The organism is Streptomyces sp. H27-H5 (genome assembly GCF_026627505.1).
Lineage (GTDB): Bacteria > Actinomycetota > Actinomycetes > Streptomycetales > Streptomycetaceae > Streptomyces.
Genome location: NZ_JAPNLK010000085.1, coordinates 14,830 through 33,925, shown reverse-complemented (window position 1 = coordinate 33,925; position 19,096 = coordinate 14,830). Strand labels below are relative to the sequence as shown.

14 protein-coding genes, 1 pseudogene and 1 riboswitch are annotated in these 19,096 nt (G+C 72.9%); of the genes and pseudogenes, 11 read left to right on the top strand and 4 right to left on the bottom strand.

What is annotated here, in order from left to right; translation table 11 throughout:
- Nucleotides 1-297 precede the first annotated feature (297 nt).
- The 7 genes from OTB19_RS32200 to OTB19_RS32170 all read left to right on the top strand — a co-directional run bounded on the left by OTB19_RS32200 (nucleotide 298) and on the right by OTB19_RS32170 (nucleotide 8,539).
- On the top strand, nucleotides 298-1,338 hold the full coding sequence (locus tag OTB19_RS32200) for an MBL fold metallo-hydrolase (RefSeq protein WP_267802215.1): 1,041 nt from the start codon (nucleotides 298-300) through the stop codon (nucleotides 1,336-1,338).
- Between the two features lie 134 nt (nucleotides 1,339-1,472).
- A riboswitch (cobalamin riboswitch) is annotated at nucleotides 1,473-1,552 on the top strand.
- A 128-nt stretch (nucleotides 1,553-1,680) separates the two neighbouring features.
- Complete coding sequence (locus OTB19_RS32195; RefSeq protein WP_267802214.1) at nucleotides 1,681-2,931, top strand: prenyltransferase/squalene oxidase repeat-containing protein; 1,251 nt, start codon at nucleotides 1,681-1,683, stop codon at nucleotides 2,929-2,931.
- On the top strand, nucleotides 2,931-3,626 hold the full coding sequence (locus OTB19_RS32190) for an SCO2322 family protein (protein WP_267802213.1): 696 nt from the start codon (nucleotides 2,931-2,933) through the stop codon (nucleotides 3,624-3,626). The genes OTB19_RS32195 and OTB19_RS32190 overlap by 1 nt, the downstream gene beginning before the upstream one ends.
- Nucleotides 3,623-4,900 (top strand): energy-coupling factor transporter transmembrane component T, encoded by a 1,278-nt coding sequence (locus OTB19_RS32185; RefSeq protein ID WP_267802212.1) that lies wholly within the window; start codon nucleotides 3,623-3,625, stop codon nucleotides 4,898-4,900. Before OTB19_RS32190 ends, OTB19_RS32185 begins: the two co-directional genes overlap by 4 nt.
- Nucleotides 4,897-6,813 (top strand): ABC transporter ATP-binding protein, encoded by a 1,917-nt coding sequence (locus OTB19_RS32180; protein ID WP_267802211.1) that lies wholly within the window; start codon nucleotides 4,897-4,899, stop codon nucleotides 6,811-6,813. Before OTB19_RS32185 ends, OTB19_RS32180 begins: the two co-directional genes overlap by 4 nt.
- A 149-nt stretch (nucleotides 6,814-6,962) precedes the next feature.
- Nucleotides 6,963-7,748 carry an ECF transporter S component gene (locus OTB19_RS32175; RefSeq protein ID WP_267802218.1) on the top strand — a complete coding sequence of 262 codons (786 nt, stop codon included), beginning with the start codon at nucleotides 6,963-6,965 and terminating at the stop codon, nucleotides 7,746-7,748.
- 386 nt (nucleotides 7,749-8,134) lie between these two features.
- Entirely contained in the window at nucleotides 8,135-8,539 is a 405-nt protein-coding gene (locus OTB19_RS32170) for a transglycosylase SLT domain-containing protein (protein ID WP_267802210.1), read from the top strand.
- Between the two features lie 237 nt (nucleotides 8,540-8,776).
- Here the strand turns inward: OTB19_RS32170 and OTB19_RS32165 are convergent, their stop codons facing one another.
- Entirely contained in the window at nucleotides 8,777-9,946 is a 1,170-nt protein-coding gene (locus tag OTB19_RS32165; RefSeq protein ID WP_267802209.1) for a steroid 3-ketoacyl-CoA thiolase, read from the bottom strand.
- Between the two features lie 241 nt (nucleotides 9,947-10,187).
- On the opposite strand from OTB19_RS32165, the gene OTB19_RS32160 reads away from it, so the two are divergent.
- Together OTB19_RS32160 and OTB19_RS32155 are read left to right on the top strand one after the other, a co-directional pair.
- Complete coding sequence (locus tag OTB19_RS32160; RefSeq protein WP_267802208.1) at nucleotides 10,188-11,432, top strand: cytochrome P450; 1,245 nt, start codon at nucleotides 10,188-10,190, stop codon at nucleotides 11,430-11,432.
- A gap of 193 nt (nucleotides 11,433-11,625) precedes the next feature.
- Nucleotides 11,626-11,991: a DUF6193 family natural product biosynthesis protein gene (locus OTB19_RS32155; protein WP_267802207.1), complete on the top strand. Its 366-nt coding sequence runs from the start codon at nucleotides 11,626-11,628 to the stop codon at nucleotides 11,989-11,991.
- Between the two features lie 264 nt (nucleotides 11,992-12,255).
- On the opposite strand, the gene OTB19_RS32150 is transcribed toward OTB19_RS32155, so the two are convergent.
- The gene (locus OTB19_RS32150; protein ID WP_420716960.1) at nucleotides 12,256-14,298 is read right to left on the bottom strand and encodes a bifunctional glycosyltransferase 87/phosphatase PAP2 family protein; all 2,043 of its coding nucleotides are present in this window, start codon (nucleotides 14,296-14,298) and stop codon (nucleotides 12,256-12,258) included.
- Nucleotides 14,299-14,416: 118 nt separating this feature from the next.
- On the opposite strand from OTB19_RS32150, the gene OTB19_RS32145 reads away from it, so the two are divergent.
- A complete protein-coding gene (locus tag OTB19_RS32145; RefSeq protein WP_267802206.1) occupies nucleotides 14,417-14,764 on the top strand; it encodes an antibiotic biosynthesis monooxygenase family protein in 348 nt (115 codons plus the stop codon).
- A gap of 164 nt (nucleotides 14,765-14,928) precedes the next feature.
- On the opposite strand, the gene OTB19_RS32140 is transcribed toward OTB19_RS32145, so the two are convergent.
- Complete coding sequence (locus OTB19_RS32140) at nucleotides 14,929-15,345, bottom strand: nuclear transport factor 2 family protein (protein WP_267802205.1); 417 nt, start codon at nucleotides 15,343-15,345, stop codon at nucleotides 14,929-14,931.
- 107 nt (nucleotides 15,346-15,452) lie between these two features.
- Here OTB19_RS32140 and OTB19_RS32135 point away from each other — a divergent pair, with 107 nt between their 5' ends.
- Nucleotides 15,453-15,965, top strand: a complete 513-nt coding sequence (locus tag OTB19_RS32135; protein ID WP_267802204.1) for a GNAT family N-acetyltransferase — start codon at nucleotides 15,453-15,455, stop codon at nucleotides 15,963-15,965.
- A 57-nt stretch (nucleotides 15,966-16,022) separates the two neighbouring features.
- Here the strand turns inward: OTB19_RS32135 and OTB19_RS32130 are convergent.
- Nucleotides 16,023-18,075, bottom strand: a pseudogene (locus OTB19_RS32130) (DHA2 family efflux MFS transporter permease subunit).
- Nucleotides 18,076-19,096: the final 1,021 nt, after the last annotated feature.

Sequence of the window (19,096 nt, the reverse complement as noted above, 5' to 3'; positions counted from 1 at the left end):
TCCTCCCCACCGGCCTCCCCATCGGCAGTCCCGAGGACTGCCTTACCTGCGCCGGCACCCTCTACCTCGGCAGCCCGGCCTGACCGGCCCAACCCCCCTCCACGAACTTTCGCGGTGCAGCACTAGTTCCAGGAGTCCACGGCCAGGACGGAACGGCGGAGAAGATCCATCGCGCATCCGATGGGTAGCCAGAAACCCGAAGAGATGGTCGACTTGGGCGACTACTGGAACAAGTTCTCTTTATCGTGTCCGGGCGGACGCACGACCGCCCCGACAGCCGGCAGACAGGGAGCCCTCGTGACACCTCAGGTCACCGACCACGGCGGAGGCGTGTGGGGCATCAAGGTCCCCATCCCCGACAACCCCCTCGGACACACCCTCGTCCACGTCCTCGACACCGACCGCGGCCCGGTCCTCGTCGACACCGGCTGGGACGACCCGGAATCCTGGGACACCCTCGTCGCCGGCCTCGACGCCCTCGGCATCGCGATCGCCGACGTCCACGGCGTGGTCATCACCCACCACCACCCCGACCACCACGGCCTGTCCGGCCGGGTCCGGGAGACCTCGGGCGCCTGGATCGCCATGCACGCAGCCGACACCGAGGTCGTCGTGCGGACCCGCTCCGCCGAACCGGGCGTCTGGTTCGACTACATGAGCGAGAAACTGGCCGTCGCCGGCGCCCCCGAGGAGCACATCGCCCCCTTGCGCGCGGCCCGCGCGAGCGGCCGGCTGCGGACCCTGCCGGGCCTGCGCGCGGCCGTCCCCGACCGGGAGATCGTCCCCGGCGAACTGCTGCCCCTCGCCGGGCGGCGACTGCGGGCGATCTGGACGCCGGGCCACACCCCCGGCCACGTCTGCCTCCACCTGGAGGAGGCCCACCCCGCGGGCCTGCCCGGCAACGGCCGGCTGTTCTCGGGCGACCACCTGCTGCCGGGCATCTCCCCGCACATCGGCCTGTACGAGGACCCCTCCGAGCACCGGGTCACCGACCCCCTCGGCGACTACCTCGACTCCCTCGAACGCGTCGGCCGGCTGGAGCCCGCCGAGGTCCTCCCGGCCCACCAGCACCCCTTCACCGACGCCCCGGCCCGCGTGCGCGAGCTGCTGGACCACCACGAGGAGCGACTGACCGGGCTGTGGGGGCTCCTCGCCGCCCCCCTGACCCCGTGGGAGCTGGCGGAGCGGATGGAGTGGAACCGTCCCTGGGAGCAGATCCCGTACGGCTCCCGGAACATCGCCGTCTCCGAGGCGGAGGCGCATCTGCGGCGGCTGGTGAAGCAGGGCCGGGCGGAGCCGGTACCGGGCAGCGACCCGGTGACGTACCGGGCCCTGTGAACGGGGCGGGGTGCAGCGGGGGCGGTGGGCCGGGCGTCGTGGGCCGGGCTGGGTAAGGGGCGCAGGGCCCCACGCCCCGGTCACCGACACCTACGGGCCGGTAGAGTGGGCCCGTCGTCCACACTTCCGTACGGGGGGAAGCCGGTGCGAATCCGGCGCTGACCCGCAACCGTGACCCACCCCCGCGACGTCGGGGCGGGGAGCCGGAATGCCCTGTACCGGAGTGCGCGGCTCGTGCCGCCGGGTCTTCCGGTGGCCGGCACCGTCGAGGTAAACGGAGCCGGAGCCCGGTACCCGCGCGTGCCTGCCTCCGTTCCCCAGCACGAGAGGCACCCGCCCCACATGAACGTACGACGCAGCGCCGCCGCGCTCGCCGCCTCCGCCGTGCTCTGCGCGGGTGCCGCCCCCGCGGCCCTCGCCGCGCCCTCCCCCTCCCCGGCGCCGGTCGTCCCCTCGGGTCTGTTCGGCAAGGGCGACCCGACGTACGACGGCGTGTGGCGCCAGTCGTTCGCCCTGCTCGCCCAGCGGACCGTCGGCGAGCAGCCGGCCGCGCAGGCCGTGGACTGGCTCGTCGGCCAGCAGTGCGCCGACGGCGGGTTCGCCTCCTTCCGCGCCGACGCCTCGAAGGCCTGCGACGCGAAGACCGTGCTCGACACCAACGCCACCGCGGTGGCCGTACAGGCGTTGGGGGCGCTGGGCGGCCACGACGCGGCGGTGAAGAAGGGCGTGGACTGGCTGAAGTCCGTCCAGAACGAGGACGGCGGTTGGGCCTACGTCCCCGGCTCCCCCAGCGAGGGCAGCTCCACCTCCGTCGTCATCAGCGCGCTGGCCGTGGCGGGCGAGAAGCCCGCCGACGTGAAGTCGAAGGCGGGCAAGTCCGCGTACGACGGCCTGCTCTCCTTCCAGCTGGGCTGCTCCGCCGAGCCGGCCGCCGACCGGGGCGCCTTCGGGTACCAGCCGGCCGACGGCAAGCTCGCGGCGAACGCCGACGCGACCGCCGCCGCGACGCTGGCCGCGCTCGGCAAGGGTGCGGTCGTCGCCCCGGCCGGTACGGACACCCCGGCCGCCGCGCTCGCCTGCCCGGCGACCGCCGGCGACCCGACGGCCGCCGCCCAGGGCGCGGCCGGGAACCTGGCCGAGGCCCTGAAGAAGGACGGCCACCTCACCGCCGTCACCCCGGGCGCCGACCAGCCCACCCCGGACACCGGCAACACCGCCGACGCGGTGATCGCCCTGGCCGCGGCCGGACACAAGCAGTCGGCGGCCGGCGCCCTGGAGTGGCTGAAGGCCAACTCGGCGCAGTGGTCCAAGGGCAACCCGGCGGCCCTGGGCACCCTGATCCTCACCGCGCACGCCACGGGCACGGACCCGAAGGCCTTCGGGCCCACCGACCTGGTCGCCGCACTGAACGCGACGGGCCCGGCGCCGCGGTCGGCGACCCCGACGGCGCAGGCCTCCGAGGACGCCGACAAGAAGAAGGACGACGAGGGCTCCGGCAACGGGAACCTCTGGTGGATCATCGGCGCGGGCGCCGCGGCCGGCATGGGCATCGGCATCCTGCTGAGCGGCCGCCGGAAGAAGAACCAACTCTGATGCGCGGGCTGCCCGCTCGCCGGTTCCCGGCCCTCGCCCTCGCCTTCGGCGTCCTCCTCGTGCTGTTCGCCTCCGCCCCGGCGATGGCGTCGAGCTACCGCTACTGGTCGTTCTGGGACGGAGGTGCGAACGGTTCCTGGTCGTACGCCACCCAGGGCCCCTCGACGGCGCGCCCGGCGGACGGCTCGGTACAGGGGTTCCGCTTCGGCGTGAGCAAGGACGCCGGGGACCAGTCCGGGCGGCCCCGCGCCGACGCCGACTTCGACGCCGTCTGCTCCGCGACCCCCGCGGAGCAGGGCCGCAAGCGGGTGGCCCTGGTCATCGACTTCGGGCTCCCCGCGGAGGCCCCTTCGGGCGAGGCCCCGCCCGGGGACGCGCCGCGCACGGCCTGCGCCAGGGTGGCGCCGGACGCCACGTCGGCGGAGGCCCTGGCGGCGGTCGCGAAGCCGCTGCGCTACAACGGCGCCGCGTTGCTGTGCGGGATCTCGGGTTACCCGCGGCAGGGCTGCGGCGAGCCGATCGCCGACGACACCGGGCACAAGCCGTCGGCGTCCTCTTCCTCCGCGTCCGCCCCGTCCTCGGCATCGTCCTCGGGCGGGTCCGGTGGGCCCTCGGCGGGTCTCGTCGTGGGCGTCGTGGCGGTGGCCGCGCTGGCCGCGGCCGGCGTCTGGCAGTCCCGCCGCCGCGCCCGATGACGGAGCCGGCGCGCAGGCCCGGTACCGCGTCCGACACCGGTCCCGCGGCCACATCCGCCTCCGCCGCCGTGTCGGGGACCGTCCACGGCGCGGCGGTCGGCGACGTGACACCGCCCGGGCGGAGCCGCCTCGCGGCGGCGAAGACCGACCCGCACGGGCCCGTGTACAAGAAGAGGCGGCATCTGGCCCCCGAGGCACGTCGCGGGAACGCCCTGCACGCGGGGGCCTGGTGGCTGTGGGCCCTCGGGCTGGCCACGGCCGCCTCCCGGACGACCAATCCCCTCCTCCTCGGCCTGATCGTCGGCGTCGCCGGCTACGTGGTCGCCGCCCGCCGGACCTCGGCGCCGTGGGCGCGTTCGTACGGGGCGTTCGTCAAGCTCGGCCTGTTCGTCATCGGCCTGCGCCTGGTCTTCTCCATGCTGCTCGGCTCCCCGCTGCCCGGCTCGCACACCCTCTTCACCCTGCCGGAGGTTCCCCTGCCGGCCTGGGCGCAGGGCATCCGCTTCGGCGGCAGGGTGACGGCCGAGCAGCTGGTCTTCGCCTTCTACGACGGCGCGAAGCTGGCCACCCTCCTCATCTGCGTGGGCGCCGCCAACGCCCTCGCCAATCCGGCCCGGCTGCTGAAGTCCCTGCCGGCCGCCCTGTACGAGGCGGGGGTCGCCGTGGTCGTCGCCATGACGTTCGCGCCGAACATGGTCGCGGACGTGGTGCGGCTGCGGACCGCCCGCCGGCTGCGCGGTCGGCCCACCGGCGGCGTCAAGGCCGTCCTCCAGATCGGCCTGCCGGTCCTGGAGGGCGCGCTGGAGCGTTCGGTGGCGGTTGCCGCCTCGATGGACGCGCGCGGGTACGGGCGCACGGCGCGGGTTCCGCCCGCGGTCCGGCACACCACCAACGCGCTCACCCTCGGCGGGCTCCTCGGCATGTGCGCGGGCACGTACGGGCTGCTCGCGGCGGAGGGCGCCGCGTTCGGCCTGCCCCTGCTCCTCGTCGGCCTGGTGCTGGCCCTGGCGGGCCTGCGCCTGGGCGGCCGGCGCAGCGTCCGCACCCGGTACCGGCCCGATCGCTGGGGCGCGCGGGCCTGGCTGGTCGCCGGGTCGGGGGCGGCGGTCGCGGGCCTGTTGATCTACGCGGGCACCCGGGACCCGGAGGCGCTGCGCCCGGGGGTCGTGCCCCTGGTCGCGCCCACGCTCCCGCTGTGGCCGGCGGCCGCGATCCTCATCGGCCTGCTTCCCGCCTTCGTGGCACCCGTTCCGCCGAAGGAGGCGTCGCAGTGATCCGTTTCGAGCAGGTGTCGGTGACCTACGAGGGAGCCGCCGGACCGGCGCTGCGCGCTGCGGACTTCGTCGTGCCGGAAGGGGAGCTGACCTTGCTGGTCGGCCCGTCCGGTGTCGGCAAGTCGACTCTTCTGGGGGCGGTCTCCGGGCTGGTCCCGCACTTCACGGGCGGCCGACTGAGCGGCCGGGTCACGGTCGCGGGACGCGACACCCGTACGCACAAGCCGCGCGAGCTCGCCGACGTGGTGGGCACGGTCGGCCAGGATCCGATGGCCCACTTCGTGACGGACGTGGTGGAGGACGAGCTGGCCTACGGCATGGAGTCGCTGGGGCTCCCGCCCGCGGTGATGCGCCGCCGGGTCGAGGAGACCCTCGACCTGCTGGGCCTCAACGAACTCCGCGACCGCCCCATCGCCACCCTCTCCGGCGGGCAGCAGCAGCGGGTCGCGATCGGCTCCGTGCTGACCCCGCACCCGCGCGTGCTCGTCCTGGACGAACCCACCTCGGCGCTGGACCCGGCAGCGGCCGAGGAGGTCCTGGCGGTGCTCCAGCGGCTGGTGCACGACCTGGGCACCACGGTGCTCATGGCGGAACACCGCCTGGAGCGGGTGGTCCAGTACGCGGACCGGTTGCTGCTCCTGCCGTCAGCGGGCGCGGCCCCGGTCATGGGGAGCCCGGCGGAGATCATGGCGGTCTCCCCGGTGCACCCCCCGGTGATTTCCCTGGGCCGACTCGCGGGCTGGTCCCCCCTGCCCCTGTCGGTCCGCGACGCCCGCCGGCTGGCCGGCCCGCTGCGGTCCCGCCTGCCGCAGGACGCGGCGACGGATCCCGTCCCGGTGGCGTGCGCGGCGGGGGTCCGGACGCCGTCCGAGCCCGCGAAGGGGCCGGGTGCGGCGGGTGGGCCGAGCCGCCCGCAGGGCTCCCCCGGTCGCCTGGCCCGGCTGCTGCGCCGCACCCCGCCCGCGCCCGCTGCCGGTGCCGGTGTTGGTGTTGGTGCCGGTGTTGGTGCCGGTGTTGGTGCCGGTGTTGGTGCCGGTGCCACGACGGCTGTGACGGCCACGGCCGCGGGTGTGTCCGTACGCCGGGGTCGGGTCGAGGTACTGCACGGGATCGACCTCACGATCGCCCCCGGCGAGACCGTCGCCCTCATGGGCCGCAACGGCGCCGGCAAGTCCACCCTGCTCGCGACCCTCGTCGGCACGATCGAGCCGACCACCGGCACGGTGCTCGTGGGCGGCCGCATCCCGCATCGCACCCCGCCGCCGGAGATGGTCCGCCACGTCGGGCTGGTCCCGCAGGACCCCAGGGACCTCCTCTACGCCGACACGGTCGCCGCCGAGTGCGCGGCCGCCGACTCCGACGCGGGCGCGGCCCCCGGCACCTGCCGGGACCTGGTGACGGCCCTGCTGCCCGACGTCCCCGACGACACCCACCCCCGGGACCTCTCCGAGGGGCAGCGTCTCGCACTGGCCCTGGCCCTGGTGCTGACCGGCGAACCCGCCCTGTTGCTGCTCGACGAGCCCACCCGCGGCCTGGACTACGCCGCCAAGGCCCGGCTGATCGGGATCCTGCGCTCGCTCGCCACCGCGGGGCACGCCGTCGTCCTGGCCACGCACGACGTGGAACTCGCCGCCGAGCTGGCGCACCGGGTGGTGATCCTGGCCGGCGGGGAGATCGTCGCGGACGGTCCGACGGCCGAGGTGGTGGTCTCCTCCCCCGCCTTCGCCCCGCAGGTGGCCAAGATCCTGGCGCCGGGGCGGTGGCTCACGGTGTCCCAGGTCGCGCGGGCCCTCTCCGATGACGGTGAGGGTGAGGGTGACGTGAACGAGGACGAGGACGGGGACGGGAACGGGGACGGGGACGGGGACAGCGTCGACGTCGGCGACGACACGGCCGGGGGTCTCGCCCCGTGAGCACCACGCGCACCCCCCGCACCACCGACCCGGCCGATCCGACCGACCCGACCGACCCGACCGGCCCGGCCGATCCCGTCGGCCCCGTCGGCCCGGTCCGCCCCGTCGACGGCACCACCCGGTCCGCCCGGTCCGCCCGCCCGGTCCGCATCGGGCCGCGTGCCGCCGTCGCCCTGGTCCTGGTCACCCTGATCGGCATCGTCGCGTTCGGCTGGCCGCTGCTCGCCGACCGGCAGTCGGGGTTGGCCCATTCCCAGGACGCGCCGTGGCTCTTCGCGGCGCTGCTGCCCCTCCTCGTCGCGGTCGTCGTGGCGACGATCGCCGACAACGGCATGGACGCCAAGGCCGTCGCGATGCTCGGCGTGCTGGCCGCCGTCGGAGCGGCGCTCAGACCCCTGGGCGCGGGCACGGCGGGCCTGGAGCCGATGTTCTTCCTGATGGTGTTGAGCGGCCGAGTGCTGGGGCCCGGCTTCGGCTTCGTCCTGGGCTCGGTGACGATGTTCGCGTCCGCCCTGCTCACGGGTGGGGTCGGGCCGTGGATGCCGTTCCAGATGCTGGCGCTGGGCTGGTTCTCGCTGGGGGCGGGTCTGCTGCCGGGGCCGGACCGGATCCGGGGCCGGGTGGAGCTGGGGATGCTCGCGGCGTACGGGTTCGTGGGGTCGTTCGCGTACGGCACGATCATGAACCTCCAGGGGTGGGTGATCCTTCAGGGCATGGGGCAGGGCGTCTCCTTCCACCCGGGGGACCCGGTGCCGGAGAACCTGGCGCGGTTCGTCGCGTACTGCCTGGCGACCTCGCTGGGCTGGGATCTGGGGCGGGCGGCGCTGACCGTCGTACTGACCCTCACCCTCGGCACCACCCTGCTGAAGGCCCTGCGGCGGGCGACGCGAAAAGCCGCCTTCGATGCCCCGATTTCCTTTGATTCAGGGGTTTAGTCCGTTTTCAACCCCTCCCCGAGAGGGGTACGGGTGACCACGGACGGTGAGATTCGGGGCCCTGGCCGGTGACCCGCCCCACAGGACGCAGGTCACATACGAAAGGGACTAGTAGCCCTCAAGGGTCCCGTATCACCCCCTTCGGACCCGCCCCGACCTGCGTGAAGGCCGCTCGCGGCGAAGGGGGGTCGAAACGCCCCGCCTGCGAGGGCCGCTAGTAAGAGGGGTCGTTGCCAGGCCGTCGGGGCGTCTGTAGAACTGGATGAGTCGCAAGGCGGCAGGGGTACTTCACCCCCCGCCGACGAACCCCTCTCCACCGCGTGAGTGGCTCACGCACGTCTTCGGCGTGCTTGCGGCCGTCCCCGTCCCCTACGGAAGGCCATTCCGTGTCCAACACCGTCATCCGCCGCATCGCCGCCTCCAAGAAGGCCATCGCCGGTTCCGTGCTCGCCCTCGGCGTCGCCGGTTCCATGCTCGCCACGGTCCCGGCCCAGGCGGCCCCGATGAACGCCAAGTCCATCGCGCAGCAGATGATCAAGGACCCGGCCCAGTTCGCAGCCTTCTCCAAGATCGTCTCCCACGAGAGCGGCTGGAACCACACCGCCACGAACTCCTCCTCCGGCGCGTACGGCCTGGTCCAGGCCCTGCCGGCGTCGAAGATGGCCTCGGCGGGCGCGGACTGGAAGACCAACCCGGCGACCCAGATCAAGTGGGGCCTGGACTACATGAACTCCCGCTACGGCAGCCCCGTCGGCGCCTGGAACTTCTGGCAGTCCCACCACTGGTACTAAGCCGACCAGTGGCAGCGGACACGGCAGGACCCGCCCGCGAGGCGACGCACGACTTCCCGCCCACGAGGCGACGAGAACACCCCCCGCGTGGCAACGCGGAATCCGCCCACAAGGCGGTGACAGACATGCGAAGGCCCCGGTGGCCGGCCTCCCCAGGTCCGGCCGTCGGGGCCTTCGGCTTCCCATCCCACTGGGTCCGAGACGGCTCGCGCGGTGATGGTGGTACCGAAGCGGCCGTTACAGCCGCTGGATGATCGTGCCGGTGGCCAGCGCGCCGCCCGCGCACATGGTGATCAGCGCGAACTCCTTGTCGCGCCGTTCCAGCTCGTGGAGCGCGGTGGTGATCAGTCGGGCGCCGGTGGCGCCGACGGGGTGGCCGAGCGCGATGCCGCCGCCGTTCACGTTGACCTTCTCCAGGTTCTGGTCGAAGACCTGCGCCCAGCTGAGGACGACGGAGGCGAAGGCCTCGTTGATCTCCACGAGGTCGATGTCCCGGAGGGACATCCCGGCCTTGCCCAGCACGGCCCGTGTCGCGTCGATCGGGCCGTCCAGGTGGTAGTGCGGGTCCGCGCCGACCAGCGTCTGCGCCACGATCCGGGCGCGCGGCTTGAGTTTCAGCGCGCGGGCCATCTTGCGCGAGGCCCACATCACGGCCGCGGCCCCGTCGGAGATCTGCGAGGAGTTCCCGGCGGTGTGCACGGCGGTCGGCATGACCGGCTTGAGTCGGGCGAGGCCCTCCATGGAGGTGTCCCGCAGTCCCTCGTCACGGTCGACCAGCCGCCACATGCCCTGACCCGCGGCCTGTTCCGCCTCGGTGGTCGGCACCTGCACGGCGAACGTCTCGCGCTTGAAGCGCTCCTCGGCCCAGGCGGTGGCCGCCCGCTCCTGGGAGAGCACGCCCAGCGTGTCGACGTCCTCGCGGGTCAGTCCCCGGTGGCGGGCGATGCGCTCGGCGGCCTCGAACTGATTCGGGAGGTCGACGTTCCACTCGTCGGGGAAGGGCTTGCCGGGACCGTGCTTGGAGCCGGAACCGAGCGGGACCCGGCTCATGGCCTCGACCCCGCAGGCGATGCCGATGTCCATGACCCCGCCGGAGATCATGTTGGCCACCATGTGGTTGGCCTGTTGGGAGCTGCCGCACTGACAGTCCACGGTGGTCGCGGCGGTCTCGTAGGGCAGGCCCATGGCCAGCCAGGCGTTGCGGGCGGGGTTCATCGACTGCTCGCCGGCGTGGGTGACGGTGCCGCCGACGATCTGTTCGACGCAGTCGGGCTGGATTCCGGTACGGGCGAGGAGCTCGCGGTAGGTCTCACCGAGCAGGTAGGCGGGATGAAGGTTGGCGAGCGCGCCCCCGCGCTTTCCGATGGGGGTGCGTACGGCTTCGACGATGACGGGTTCCGCGGCCATGAGCTCGTCCTCTCCTGCACGGTACCGGCGCGGCGGGCCGTCCCGGCGCCCCGCCCTGAACTAGTACGCGTTCTAGTTCCATCCGCAGTCTTATGACCTGGAGGCCCGGCACGCAAGGGTCTTGCACGCGGCTCCACGGATTCCACACGCAACAGTTGGCGCCGGAGCCCTTGTCTCTTCTGGAACTCGTTATTACCTTCGAGCCAACTTCTGATGGGCCATCAGACCTTGGAGTCGCCCGATGCCCTGCCCCGCGCTGCCCGAAGGCTTCGACGCCACCGACCCCGATCTCCTCCAGGACCGGGTCCCCTTCCCGGAGTTCGCACAGCTCCGGCAAACCGCCCCCGTCTGGTGGTGCCCGCAGCGGCGGGGCATCACCGGTTTCGACGACGAGGGCTACTGGGCCGTGACGCGGCACGCGGACGTCAAGTACGTCTCCACGCACCCCGAGTTGTTCTCCTCGACCACGAACACGGCGATCATCCGCTTCAACGAGCACATCGCGCGCGAACAGATCGATGCCCAACGCCTGATCATGTTGAACATGGATCCGCCGGAACACACCCGTGTCCGCCAGATCGTGCAGCGCGGATTCACCCCGCGGGCGATCCGCGGCCTGGAAGGGGCCCTGCGGGACCGGGCGCGGAAGATCGTCGCGGAGGCGGTGGCCGCCTCCGCGGACGGCAGCTTCGACTTCGTGACGCAGGTGGCGTGCGAACTCCCCCTCCAGGCGATCGCCGAACTGATCGGCGTACCGCAGGAGGACCGGCTCCGGATCTTCGACTGGTCGAACAAGATGATCGCCTACGACGACCCCGAGTACGCGATCACCGAGGAGGTCGGCTCGAACGCGGCCATGGAACTCATCGGCTACGCGATGAACCTGTCGGCGGCACGCAAGGAGTGTCCCGCCAAGGACATCGTCACGCAGCTGGTCGCGGCCGAGGGGCAGGGCAACCTGGGCTCCGACGAGTTCGGCTTCTTCGTGCTGCTGCTCGCGGTCGCGGGCAACGAGACCACGCGCAACGCCATCAGCCACGGCATGCACGCCTTCCTCACCCACCCCGAGCAGTGGGAGCTGTACAAGGCGACGCGGCCGGCCACGGCGGCGGAGGAGATCGTGCGCTGGGCCACCCCGGTGGTGTCCTTCCAACGGACCGCCACCCAGGACACCGAACTGGGCGGCCAGAAGATCAAGGCGGGCGACCGGGTGGGGATGTTCTACTCCTCGGCCAACCACGACCCCGAGGTCTTCGAGAACCCGGACGCCTTCGACATCACCCGCGACCCCAACCCCCACCTGGGCTTCGGGGGCGGCGGCCCGCACTTCTGCCTCGGCAAGTCGCTGGCCGTCATGGAGATCGACCTGATCTTCAACGCGCTGGCCGACGCCCTGCCCGACCTGCGCCTGGCCGGCGAGGGCCCGAGGCGACTGCGCGCCGCCTGGCTCAACGGCATCAAGGAGCTCCGGGTCAGCCGCCGCTGACCCGCGACCGGGGCGGCGGGGGCCGCTCCACCCCCGCCCGGCCCCCGCCCCCTCCGGCCGTCACGTTCCGTCGCGATCCTCCGGTTGCGGCGTCCCGGCCGCGCCCTTGCGGTCGTGTCGTTCCGGTCGCGATGTTCCGGTTGTGACCTTCTCGACCGTTGTCCCGGAGCCGGTGGCGCGGCACACTGCGCGGATGAACCTTCAGGACGAACGCGAGCCCGCCGACGCCGTGGAAGCACGCTGGCAGCGGATGCCCTTGACGTGGCGGTTGATGCTCGACCGTGCCGACTCCAAGACCATGGGTCAGGGCGTCCTGGCGCTGATAGAAGCGGCCTCCAAGGAACCGAGACTCAGACGGCTGTACCCGTTCACCAGCCATTGGACCCTCTGGTTCAGCTCCCGTACGAGCCCCCCGTTCAACGTGGGCGTGCCGGCGGTCGAGCCGCTGGCCGACGGCCGGTTCCGGGTGCGCGGCCCCCGCATGACGAACGTGATCGGCGAGGCCGACACCGCCGAGGCGGCCATCGCCCTCGTGGTGGCCCAACTCCCCCCGGACTAGTGCGCCTCTTCCGGATCCTTGCGGGCCCGCGACGCCCGCCGCCGCACCTCGCCGCGTCATCGGGTTCGCCCCGGTACGTCCGGTGCCGTGGGGGGCCGTCCAGTGGCGGGAGCGCCGTACCGGGCGGATCCTGGACGGACGCGGCGATCCACCGAAGGGGTGCCGGAGCGGGGTCGAGACCGCTCCGGCACCCCTTCGGCCGCGCTCCCGCCCGACCGGCCCCGGTGGGGTCCGCGGGCCTCCGCGCTCCCACCGGACCCGCCGTCAGGCGGTGGTGCGCTCCCCCGCCGTGCGGGCGCCGGCCTCCTGCTCGGGGGTGCGGGGCCGCGGCAACGCCCACCCGGCGTCGGGGCCGGCCTGCGCGCCGCGCGGCCCGGAGAGTACGTGGACCAGCCCGAACCCGGCGCCGACGACGAGCGCTCCGCCGACCGCGTCGAGCACCCAGTGGTTCGCGGTGGCCACGATCGCGCACACCGTGATCAGCGGGTGCAGGGCGCCCAGCAGCTTCTGCCACCCCTTCGGGGCGAGGACGACGATCACGATCCCGCACCACAGCGACCAGCCGAAGTGCAGCGAGGGCATCGCCGCGTACTGGTTGGAGATCGCGGTCATCGCCCCGTACTGCGGGTTCGCGAGGTCCTGCACCCCGTGCACGGTGTCGATGAACCCGAGGTCGGGCATCAGGCGCGGCGGTGCGAGCGGGTACAGCCAGAACCCGACGAGCGCGAGGACCGTGGCCAGCCCCAGCGAGGCGCGCGCCCACCGGTAGTCGGCGGGGCGGCGCCAGTACAGGACCGCCAGGATCCCCATGGGGACGACGAAGTGGAAGGACGTGTAGTAGAAGTCGAAGAACGCCTCCAGCCAGGGCGTGTTGACCACGGCGTGGTTGACGGCGTGCTCGATGTCGATGCCGAGCGCCTTCTCGATGCCGTGGATCCGGCTGCCGTTGGCCTCCGCGAGGTCGCGACCGGCGGTGGCGGCGGCCCGGATGTGCGAGTAGATCGAGTAGCCGACCCGTATCAACAGCAGTTCCAGCAGCAGGTTCGGGCGGGACAGCACGCGCCGCCAGAACGGCAGCAGCGGCACCCGGGACCGGCGCGCGGCGGCGGGCCGACCGTACGCGGTGGGCACGGGCTCGCGCCAGTACGGCGAGGAACGCGACAGGAACGGCACCGCGCACGCCGCCGCGAGGGCGGCCAGCAGCAGCACGTTGTCCCGTACGACGGCCAACGCGCCCAGGTTCGGCAGCAGCACGGTGCTCGGCAGGATCACGGCGAGCACGACGGCGACCGGCCAGACGGTGCGGTCGGCGGCCCGCCTGCCCACCTTGCCGGCGACGGCGAGCAGCACCCACAGCAGTTGGTGGCGCCAGCCCTCCGGGGACACGGCGACGGCCGCGCAGCCGGTGACGGCGACGGCGAGCAGGAGTTGGCCGTCGCGGGCGTAACGGACCGCGCGGCGCAGCCCGATCCACAGGATCACGCCCGCGAGCGCCGCGTACAGGGCGATCTCGGCGGGCCCGCTCAACCCCAGGCGGAGCAGCGCGCCGTGCACGGACTGGTTGGCGAGGCCGTCGGGGGCGCGCCCGAGACCGGTGCCGGCGAGGTGCTCGACCCAGTACGTCCACGAGTCGCGCGGCAGCGAGGCCCAGGACAGGGCGGTCGCGCCCGCGAACGTCACGGCGGCGGCCTTGGCGGTGGGGCGGCGCCCGGTCAGCCACAACAGCGGCGCGAACAGCAGCAGTCCGGGTTGCAGCGCGGCCGCGAGACCGACGAGGAAACCGGCGGGGCGTTCGCCGGGCACCCGGAAGACGGCGAGCAACACCAACAGCACGGGCAGGACGGCGGTCTGACCCGGCGACGCGGCCTCACGGACCGGCAGCGACACCATCATCAGCGCCACCAGCACGGGCGCGGCCGGCAACGCGGCACGCCGCGGCACCGGATCGGGCAGACCACGCGCGGCGACCAGCCCGATCGCGGCGACGAACAGCAGGGTGACGCAGGTCCAGGCCACTTCCAGGGAGGGCGCCGCGAGACCGGCCAGCGGCTTCAGGACCAACCCCGCGAAAGGAGTACCGGTGAACTGGCCGGATCCGCTCTCGTAGAGCGAGCCCGGCGCACTGCCCGGGAGATGGAAGCCGTCGAGCCATCGCGCCGGCGGCACCCGCAACACGGCGACGGCCTGTCTGACCGCGAGCGCGCCCGCCAGCGCCCACAGCAGGAGGTGCAGGGCTCCCGGTCTGTCGCGATCGCCTATGACCCCGGCATGACCGTTACCACCGCTGTGCTCTGCCGCGTTAGCCACGCCTCGCCGGCCTCCCGCCCTGTCGGCCGCAACCTCGACTTCGCCAGGCTGCCGCGCCTCACGCACCACTTGATTACCCGAAGGACGATATCTCTCGCGGATCCCTAGGATGGCGACCATGAGCATCGTGAAGATCAACGCACTGACCGTCCCCGCCGAGCAGCGGGAGGTGCTGGAACAGCGCTTCGCCTCGCGGGCCGGCGCCGTGGAGGGCTCGGACGGCTTCGAATGGTTCGAGCTGCTGCGCCCCGTGGAGGGCACCGACCAGTACCTCGTGTACACGCGGTGGCGTTCCGAGGAGGACTTCCAGGCGTGGATGGAAGGCCCGATGAAGGCGGCCCACCAGGGCGGCGGCGCGGGTGGCGGCGCGGGCGCGGGTGGCGGCGAGCGGCCGAAGCCGGCGGCGTCCGGGTCCTCGGTGTGGTCGTTCGAGGTCGTCCAGCAGGCGGCGCCGAAGCAGGGCTGAGCGAGCGCGTGGGAAGGCCCGGGGGCGGCCCCGGGCCTTCCGGCGCGCGGCCCGGGCTTCCGGCGGTTGGGGTGGTGTTCCTGGCGGTCGGGTCGGCGGGTCGGGTCAGCTCAGGCCACGTCAGGTCTGACCAGGCCAGGGCAGGGCAGGGCTGCGGGATCAGGTCAGCTCGGGAGGTCGGATCGGGCGGACCAGAACGCGTCGGCCTCGTCGATGTCCTCGGTGCAGCCGTCGATGTCGGTGATCTTGTGCCCGACGATCGTGAAGAACAGCCCTTCCCGGATCTCGATCCCCCGGTCGCCCCGGTCGCCGCACGCGGTGTGGAAGCTCATGACGTGGCCGCGGCCGTCCGCCAGGACCGACTCCAGGTGGAGCCGGAGCGTCCCGTTCGTCTCTTCCGCGAGGCGGCGGTAGAGGCCCAGGACGGTTTCCCGCCCCTTGTGGTGCCCCGACAACGGGTTGTGGCCGGGCATGTGGTGAATGACGTCGGCCGTCATCATCGCGCCCAACGCCTCCAGGTCGCCCTTGCCGAAGGCCTCGTAGCCGCGGCGGATCAGGGCACAGTCAGGATGCTCCGACATGACGGTTCACGCCCTCCATGTGCACGGTTTGTCCTTTTCACTATCATCGGCCCGGCCCTGTGGATATTCCAACGCAGACCTCCCCTCCTCTCTCGCACAATGACGCCATGAACAGCGACAACGACGTCATCACCACCACGGGCACCTGGAAGGTCGCCCCGGAGCCGTTCACCACGCCCGAGGGGACGGCCCTGCGCCGCGCGTACTACGCGGAGGTCGCCGGGCGGTACTGGAAGCGCTCCGTCACCGAGGCGGAGATCGACCAGGGCCTGCTCGACTTCCCGGACGACGGGCTCCGGCCACCCACGGGCGAGTTCGTCGTCGGCAGACTCGATGGCCGGCCCTTGGCCTGCGGCGGCATACGCCTGCTGGACCCCGTCACCGCCGAGCTCACGCGGGTGTATGTCGACCGGCGTGCCCGCGGCACCGGCGGCGGGGCGGCCCTGCTCACCGCCCTGGAGGACGCGGGCCGAGCGCTGGGCGCCGAGCGCGTGCGCCTGGACACCCGGTCCGACCTGGTGGAGGCCCGGGCCCTGTACGCACGGCACGGGTACACGGAGATACCCGCGTACAGCTCCGGCCCCTACGCGGAGCACTGGTTCGAGAAGGCCCTGGTGTAGGGACGCGCGGGGGCCGCACGCTCCGGTCCGGGCCTGTTCGCGCGGTCCGGGCGCGGTTCAGGGGGCGGCGTGGTCCCGGCGGGGCAGGGTGTCGTAGGGCTCCTCGGAGTCCGACCCGCACAGTTCCGCGTTCAGTTGCTCGACCAGCTTGATCAGGTCGGTCGGCCGGTCCGGGCCCCACCAGTCGCCGAGCAGCTCGGCGAGCGACTCCTGCCGGGCGGCGGCCAGCCGGGCGGCGCTCTCGCGGCCCGGGTCGGTCAGGACCAGAGACAGCCCGTCGCGTACCGCGAGTCCGCGCCCCTCGACCTGCCGGGCCGCGTCCGTGATCACCTTGATCGGCACGCCGGTGCGGTCGGCGAGCACCGACGGGTCCGTGGATCCGTACTTCTTGATCCGCAGCAGCATCCAGCTGGACGCGGGCAGCAGGTCGTATCCCGCCTTCGCGGTGATCTTCTCGTAGACGTGCCGGCGGCCTTCGCGGGTCCCGAGCACCGACAGGGCGCGGGCGACCTCGTCGTGTGACGAGCGCTCGACGGGATTGGAGGCGAGGGTCTCGGTGACATCGGGTGCGGTGACGGACGCGCGGAGCTTGTCCTCCTTGAGGAACCAGGCCACCACGAAGGCCACGAGCACCATGGGCACGGCGTAGAGGAAGACGTCGGTGATGGAGGTGGAGTAGGCGTCGAGCGCCCGGGTGCGCAGGTCGGCGGGGAGCGTTTGGATGGCCCGCGGGTCGGCCTCCAGGTGCGCGATGGTCACGCCGGGCGGCAGCTGCGCACCGGCCAGCGCGGCGGAGAGCTGGTCGTCGAGCCGGTTGGTGAAGATCGTGCCGAAGATGGCGACACCGAAGGAGGCGCCGATGGAGCGGAAGAAAGTGGCGCCGGAGGTGGCGACTCCGAGGTCCTCGTAACTGACCGCGTTCTGCACGACGAGGACGAGGACCTGCATGACCAGACCGAGACCGGCTCCGAAGACGAAGAAGTAGATCCCCATCTCCCAGTCGGAGCTGGTGCGGTGCAGCTGGTGCAGGAGCAGTAGTCCGATGGCGGTGACGCCCGTGCCGGCGATCGGGAAGACCTTCCAGCGCCCGGTGCGGCTGACGATCTGCCCGGAGACGGTGGAGGAGATCAACAGGCCGAGCACCATCGGCAGCATGTGGACGCCGGACATCGTCGGCGAGACGCCCCGGACGACCTGGAGGAAGGTCGGCAGGTAGACCATCGCGCCGAACATCGCGAAGCCGATGACGAAGCTGATCACCGAGCAGAGGGTGAAGGTACGGATCGCGAACAGCTTGAGCGGCAGGACGGGTTCGGCGGCCCGCCGCTCGACCAGCACGAAGGCGACCAGGAGAACGGCGCCGAGCACGGCCAGACCGATGATCTGGGCCGAACCCCAGGCCCAGGTGGTACCGCCGAGGGAGGCGACGAGGACGAGACAGGTGGCGACGGAGGCGATGAGGAAGGTGCCGAGATAGTCGATGGTGTGCTTCGTGGAGCGCACCGGGATGTTCAGGGCGGCGGCGATGACGGCGAGTGCGACGAGACCGATGGGGATGTTGATGTAGAAGACCCAGCGCCAGGTCAGATGGTCCACGAACAGGCCGCCCAGCAGCGGCCCCAGGACACTGGTCGCGCCGAAGACGGCACCGAAGAGACCCTGGTACTTGCCGCGCTCACGGGGCGGGACGATGTCCCCGACGATCGCCATGGACAGCACCATCAGCCCGCCGCCGCCCAGGCCCTGGAGGGCTCGGAAGCCGATGAGCTGCGCCATGTCCTGGGCGATCCCGCACAGCGCGGACCCGATCAGGAAGATCACGATCGCGTACTGGAACAGCCTCTTGCGCCCGTACTGGTCACCGAGCTTGCCCCACAGCGGCGTGGCGGCGGTGGAGGCGAGCATGTAGGCGGGTGACGACCCAGGACAGGTGCTCCATGCCGCCGAGCTCGCTGACGATGGTCGGCAGGGCGGTGGAGACGATGGTCTGGTCGAGTGCGGCGATCAGCAGCCCCAGCAGCAGTGCGCCGATGGAAACGAGTACGTCGCGTGAGGCGCGCTCACCGCCGGGGCCGGGCTGCACGGCCGGTGCGGTCACATCCTGGGCCATCGACTCCTCCTCAGGCCGGATCAACATCTCCATCCTGAGCGGTGTGTCCGGTTATGGCCTCTCGGGAGGGTTGGGCCGGGCCTGACGGGTCTGCATAATCGCAGGCAGTGGCCAGGGAGGGTTCCAGTGAGCGCTGAGCGCTGTCCAGATTGCGGCGCCGAGGGCGTCGGCTGCGAGTGCGCGCCGGGGGCGGGTTTCAACCCCCTGCGCATTCGCCCGTACGTATCCCTGTCCGACCCCGGGCAGTCGGGATCCGCTTCGGCGAGCCCGCAGCCGGTGCTGGGAGCGATGGCCGATCCGACCCGCCCGTCGGCCGGCCACCCGTTCGGCCCACCCGACGATGCCCCGACGCAGTTGCTGCCCCCGGTCCCGCCCGCGCCCGCGCCGTCGCACGAGACCCCGGCCTACGGCATACCCGTGCCGCCACAGTCGCCACAGGCCTGGTCGGACCACACGGTCCCCCTGCGCCCGGTCCCGCCCACCACCGGCACCCCGCCCCCGGGAGGCCCCCCTGCGGGCACCACCCCGGCCGCCCCGCCCCGACCCACCGACGGCCCCGACCCGGGATACGCCCCAGGGCGCCCGACGGGCCCGGGCTACGCGGCAGCCCCGGACGCGGGGTACGGCGCGGGGCCGGACACGGAGTACGGCGCGGGGTACGGCGCCGGGCCGGACACGGAGCACGGCGCGGGCCCGGGCGCGGGGTATGGCGCGGGCCATGCCATGGAGCCGGACGCGGGCTTCGGTGAGGGCCCCCACGCGGGGCCCGACGGTGGAGGGGGCGGGGGTGGGGGTGGGGGCCCGAAGAGGAGAAAGCGACTCGCCCTCATCCTGGCCGGCGCCTGCACCGTGGTGGCCCTGGGCGGTACGGCGCTCGCGCTGGCGCTGGGGGGATCCTCGGAGCCCGGGAAGACCGATACCGCGTTGCTGGACGCGAAGCCGTCGGGCCCCGTGGCGAGCCTGGCTCCGCCCGGTTCACCGGAGGCCTCGCCCAGCCCGATAGCCTCCCGGTCGGCCTCGC